Here is a 5,155-nt window from a genome sequence, read left to right as displayed (position 1 = left end):
GCTCGCGCCCGATCTGCACCAGCACGGGGACGCAGAAGGGCGACGGCCGCTCCATCCTCACATGCCGGATCTGGCCCTGGATGCGCGCCAGCATCTGCCCCAGCCGCGCCACGTCCAGCAGGCCCGCCGCCGCATCGGCGCGGGCGGTCTTCAGCAGCAGGTGATCGGGTTGGTGGCGGCGCAGCACGTCGTAGATCAGGTCGGTCGAGAAGGTCACCTGCCGGCCGGTCTTCTCGGTCCCCGGCTGGCGCCGCTCGATCAAGCCCGAGATCAGGGCGCAATTGCGGAAGGTGCGCTTCATCATAAAGCTCTCTTCCAGCCAGCTCTCCAGATCGTCGCCCAGCATGTCGGGCCCGAACAGCCGGTCCAGATCCAGCCCGTCCATCGGCTTGATCGACCAGATGGCCAGCGAATAGTCGGTGCAGACGAAGCCCAGCGGCCCGATCCCCAGCCGGTCCAGCCGCCGCGTCAGCAGCATGCACAGCGTCCCGTGCGCCAGCCCGCCCTCGAACGGATAGGCGACGAGGAAATGCCGGCTGCCCCTCGGAAACGTCTCGACCAGCATGGTCTTCGCATCGGGAATGACCGACCGGTCCTCCTGCAGCTCCAGCCATTCCTGCACGTCGGGCGGCAGGACCCGCCAGTGGTCGCGGTCCTGGATCATGGCCCGCACCCGGTCGGCCAGCGAGGTCGACATGGGGAATTTCGACCCGCCCCACGAGGGGATCTTCGGGTCCCTGTCCTGGGCGTGGGTGACGAGGGCGTCCATACCGTTGATCCCCTGAAACGCCCATACCTGACCAGCGAAGACGAAGGTGTCGCCCGGCGTCATCTGTTCGAAATAGCTCTCCTCGGCCTCGCCCACCTTGCGTCCGCCGATCAGCTGTTTCGCCGCCCCGCCGCGGCGCGAGGCGATGCGCACGTTCAGCGTCGCCGCCGCGACGATGGCCCCGACGTTCATCCGGTGCCGCTGCGCCGTTGCGGCGTTCCGCACCTTCCATTTGCCGTCGCGTGTGCGGACGATCCGCGCGAACCGTTCATAGGTGCGCAGGGCGTAGCCGCCGGTGGCGACCAGATCGACCACCTCCTCGAACTGCTCGTAAGTCAGGTCGCGATAGGGGCCGCAGCCCGTAACCTCCGCATACAGATCATTCATGGCGAAGGGCTCGGAACAGGCGCAGCCCATGACGTGCTGGGCCAGGGTGTCCAGCGTCCCCGTATGCACCGGCTCCCAGTCGAAGGCGTTCTCGGCCACCGCTTCGCGCGCGGCCTGGCATTCCAGCATCTCGAACCGGCTGGCGGGCACCATCAGGGCCCGCGAGGGCTCGTCCAGCCGGTGGTTGGCCCGGCCGATGCGCTGCACCAGCCGCGAGGCCCCCTTGGGCGCCGCCAGCTGGATCACCAGATCGACGTCGCCCCAGTCGATGCCGAGGTCGAGGGTCGAGGTGCAGACGACGGCGCGCAGGTCGCCGCGCGCCATGGCCGCCTCGACCTTGCGCCTCTGCTCCGCCGCCAGCGAGCCGTGGTGCAGGCCGATGGGCAGGCTGTCGTCATTGATCGACCACAGCTGCTGGAACACGAACTCGGCCTGCCAGCGGGTGTTGACGAAGATCAGGCTCATCCCGGCGCGCTTGATGGCCTCATAGACCTCCGGAATGGCGTGCTGGCCGGTGTGTCCCGCCCAGGGGACGTGGCCTTCGCTGACGAGGACGTCGACGACGGGCGGCGCGCCGGGATCGCCGCGGACGATGGTGACGGCGGCCTCGACCCCTCCACCATGCTTCGCATGGTCCCCCTCCCCATCGCTTCGCGACAGGGAGGAGACGCGACGCCCATCCGTCTCCTCCCCATGCAATGGGGAGGGGGACCGCGAAGCGGTGGAGGGGTCGACCGCGCGCACCCCGCCCGGCCTCAGCCAGTCGGCGATCATCTCCGGATCGTCCACCGTCGCAGACAGCGCCACCCGCCGCATCCCCGGCGCGAACTGTTGCAGCCGCCCCAGCCCGAGCGACAGCAGATCCCCCCGCTTGCCGCTCCAGATCGCGTGCACCTCGTCCAGCACCACGCATTTCAGGTCAGCGAAATACGACCGCGCCCCGTCCCAGGCGCAGAACAGGGCCAGCTGCTCGGGCGTGGTCAGCAGGATGTCGGGCGGAAACTCCCGCTGCCGCGCCTTCTTCGACTGTTTTGTATCCCCGGTGCGGCTCTCGACATGGATGTTCAGCCCGATCTCGCGGATCGGCGTCATCAGATTGCGCTCGACATCCGTCGTCAGCGCCTTCAGCGGCGACAGATAGAGGGTGTGCACGCCGCTGCCCGGGCCGGTCGCCGGTCGGGGGCCGCGCTCGGCCAGTTCGACCAGCGACGGCAGGAAACCGGCCAGGGTCTTGCCGCCGCCGGTGGGAGCGACCAGCAGGGCGTGCGATCCGGCTTCGGCGGCCGCGACCATCTCCAGCTGGTGGCGACGCGGGGCCCAGCCGCGGCTGGCGAACCAGTCGGCGAACAGCGGTGGAAGCGTTGCGGGAACGGGCGGCGGCGTCACCATCCGCCTATAGCATGTTCCCGTTCCGTTTCACCCGGTGAGCGCACGAATGGCGACATAGATGGCGACCAGGATGATCAGGCCGGCGAACAGGCGACGACCCAGCGCGGCCCGCTCGCCGAGCCGGCGGGCGACGGGAAGGCCGGCGGCTGTCCCGGCGGCGCCGCCGACCACCATGGCCAGGACGGTCGGCCAGTCGACAAGGCCGGAGACCGCATAGTTGGCCGAGGTCGAGGCGCCGAACACCGCCACGCTGAGCAGGGACGAGGCCTGGGCGTGCATCAGGGTCATGCCGGTGGCCGCCATCAGGCCTGGCACGATCAGGAAGCCGCCGCCGATGCCGAAGAAGCCGGCGGCGAAGCCCGCCCCGAGACCGATCGGCGCCAGCCGCAGGATGAGGCGGCGGTCGAGGCGCACCGTGGCGTCGCCCTCGTTGCGGGGCTTGCGCAGCATCGACAGGGCGATCAGCACCATGGCGAGGGCGAAGAACAGCAGGAGGCTCTGGCCGTCGACCTGTTTGGCGAGGGTGGAGCCGGCCAGGGCGCCCAGCACGCCCGTAGCGGCGAAGAGCGCCGCGCAGGGCCATTTGACCCGGCCGGCGCGGGCGTGGCCGGTCAGGCCTGTCATGGCGTTCAGAGCCACGCCCGCTGCGGAGGTGCCGATGGCCACGTGCGGATCGGCGATCCCGACGAAGTAGAGCAGCAGCGGCGCGGCCAGCACCGACCCCCCACCGCCGAACACGGCGAGGAACAGGCCGACGATCGCTCCGCTGAGCGCCGCGGCGCCCCAGGCCCACAGCATCGGGTCCATGGGCTCAGGCCGTCCGGAACCGGTCCGCTGACGATACGGTCACGGGCAGGCCGGCCGCCTTCCAGCCGTTCAGCCCGCCATGGAGCACGCAGGCGGCGCCTTCGATGCGCGAGGCCAGGCGGTCGCAATGCGCGCCCGTGCGGGCGCCGCTGCGGCACATGAAGATCACCTCGCAGCCCGGCTGGATAGCGAGATCGGCCTGTCCGAAGGTCGACAACGGAGCCGAGACCGCCCCGGGCAGATGCTCGGCGGCGAACTCGGCGGGCTCGCGGATATCGACGACGACGGCGCGGCCGCTCCTGATGCGGTCGGCGACCTGATGGGGCGACAGGGGGGTGAGGACGGACGTCATGACTCTTGCTCCGGGGAGTGCGGGTTGAAGATGGCGGCCAGGGTGGCGATGACGCGCACCACGGCCGGGTCGGCGATGTGATAGAAGATGGCCTGACCCTCGCGGCGGGTCGCGACGAGGCCCTCCTCGCGCAGAACGGCCAGGTGCTGCGACAGGGCCGACTGGGACAGGCCGACCAGCGGGCAGAGCGCGCCGGCCTGGAGTTCCCCGTCCCCGAGCCGGCACAGGATCATCAGCCGCTTCTCGTTGGACAAGGCCTTGAGAAGCGTTGCAGCCTGCGTCGCACTGGCCTCGAACCGCGCGAGATCGATGTGGGTCATACCGTTCATGCCGCCCTATATATTCGCACTTGCTAAATTAGCAATGTCTAATATATAAAGCGGCGACAGTTCAGGAGCCAGGCCATGAAGCCGACCGTCCAGGCCTTCCTCGACAAGGCCACCAACACCATCAGCTATCTGGTCAGCGACCCCGCCGCCGGCGTGGCCGTCGTCATCGATCCGGTGCTGGATTACGACGCGGCGACGGTGAGGACCTCGACCGGCAGCGCCGACGCCATCCTGGCGGCCGCCGCCGAACAGGGATTGCGCATCGAGCGGGTGCTGGAGACCCACGCCCACGCCGACCACCTGTCGGCGGCGCACTACATCCGCGAGAAGACCGGGGCGCGGATCGGCGTCGGCCGGCGCATCACCGAGGTGCAGAAGACCTTCGCCGACCTGTTCGAGACGGACGACCTGACGCCCGACGGCGCCGTGTTCAACGACCTGTTCGACGACGGCGACCGCTTCGCCATCGCCGGACTGGAGGCGGAGGTGATCCACACGCCCGGCCACACGCCCGCCTGCGTCAGCTATCACATCGGCGACGCGGTGTTCGTCGGCGACACCCTGTTCATGCCCGACTACGGCACCGCCCGCACGGACTTCCCCGGCGGCGACGCGGCCACGCTCTACCGCTCGATCCAGCGCCTGCTGGCCCTGCCGGACGAGACCCGGATGTTCGTCGGTCACGACTACATCCCCGAGACCGGCCGCAAGGATTTCGCCTGGGAGACGACGGTGGCCGAGGAGCGTCGGGCCAACATCCACATTGGCGGCGGGGTGGAGGAGGCGGATTTCGTCGCCCGCCGCACCGCGCGCGACGCCGGCCTGGCCGTGCCGCGGCTGATCCTGCCGTCGCTGCAGGTGAATATCCGGGCCGGGGACCTGCCGCCGCCCGAGGCTTCGGGCAAGCGCTTCCTGAAGTTTCCGGTCAACGCCCTGTGACCTGATGTTCCCGTTCCGTTTCGCAGCGGGAGCGACTATCTAGGGCCGGTGCCCGTCTCCACCCTCCCCTCCTCCTCAAGCCTGACCGGCGCCGAGCCCTGGCTCGTGCTGCCGCCGGCGCTGGCCGTGCCGCCGGGGGCGGGGGCGATCTGCGACGGCGAGGGCGCGCACAAGATCGGACGG

Annotated in this window: 5 protein-coding genes; 1 reads left to right on the top strand and 4 read right to left on the bottom strand. The window is 69.9% G+C overall.

The window, feature by feature from the left end; translation table 11 throughout:
* The 4 genes from VN378_RS15715 to VN378_RS15700 form a co-directional block, all read right to left on the bottom strand.
* The coding region (locus VN378_RS15715) for a ligase-associated DNA damage response DEXH box helicase (protein WP_325744500.1) at positions 1-2,545 on the bottom strand (2,545 nt) is incomplete at its 3' end.
* A gap of 27 nt (positions 2,546-2,572) precedes the next feature.
* A complete protein-coding gene (locus VN378_RS15710; RefSeq protein WP_325744499.1) occupies positions 2,573-3,352 on the bottom strand; it encodes a sulfite exporter TauE/SafE family protein in 780 nt (259 codons plus the stop codon).
* Between the two features lie 4 nt (positions 3,353-3,356).
* Positions 3,357-3,704, bottom strand: a complete 348-nt coding sequence (locus tag VN378_RS15705) for a rhodanese-like domain-containing protein (protein ID WP_325744498.1) — start codon at positions 3,702-3,704, stop codon at positions 3,357-3,359.
* The gene (locus VN378_RS15700; RefSeq protein WP_325744497.1) at positions 3,701-4,033 is read right to left on the bottom strand and encodes a metalloregulator ArsR/SmtB family transcription factor; all 333 of its coding nucleotides are present in this window, start codon (positions 4,031-4,033) and stop codon (positions 3,701-3,703) included. The genes VN378_RS15705 and VN378_RS15700 overlap by 4 nt, the downstream gene beginning before the upstream one ends.
* A 75-nt stretch (positions 4,034-4,108) precedes the next feature.
* Here VN378_RS15700 and VN378_RS15695 point away from each other — a divergent pair, with 75 nt between their 5' ends.
* Positions 4,109-4,972, top strand: coding sequence for an MBL fold metallo-hydrolase (locus VN378_RS15695; RefSeq protein ID WP_325744496.1), 864 nt, complete (start codon positions 4,109-4,111; stop codon positions 4,970-4,972).
* Positions 4,973-5,155 lie beyond the last annotated feature (183 nt).

It is taken from the genome of Brevundimonas sp. (assembly GCF_035561115.1).
Taxonomy (GTDB): Bacteria; Pseudomonadota; Alphaproteobacteria; order Caulobacterales; family Caulobacteraceae; genus Brevundimonas.
The sequence above is the reverse complement of the archived record's forward strand: the minus strand, read 5'-3'. Positions and strand labels throughout refer to the sequence as shown.

Bases quoted from the DNA above. Each gene is read 5' to 3' on its own strand.
- VN378_RS15705 (WP_325744498.1), bottom strand. From the start codon at position 3,704: ATGACGTCCGTCCTCACCCCCCTGTCGCCCCATCAGGTCGCCGACCGC.
- VN378_RS15700 (WP_325744497.1), bottom strand. From the start codon at position 4,033: ATGAACGGTATGACCCACATCGATCTCGCGCGGTTCGAGGCCAGTGCG.
- VN378_RS15710 (WP_325744499.1), bottom strand. From the start codon at position 3,352: ATGGACCCGATGCTGTGGGCCTGGGGCGCCGCGGCGCTCAGCGGAGCG.
- VN378_RS15695 (WP_325744496.1), top strand. From the start codon at position 4,109: ATGAAGCCGACCGTCCAGGCCTTCCTCGACAAGGCCACCAACACCATC.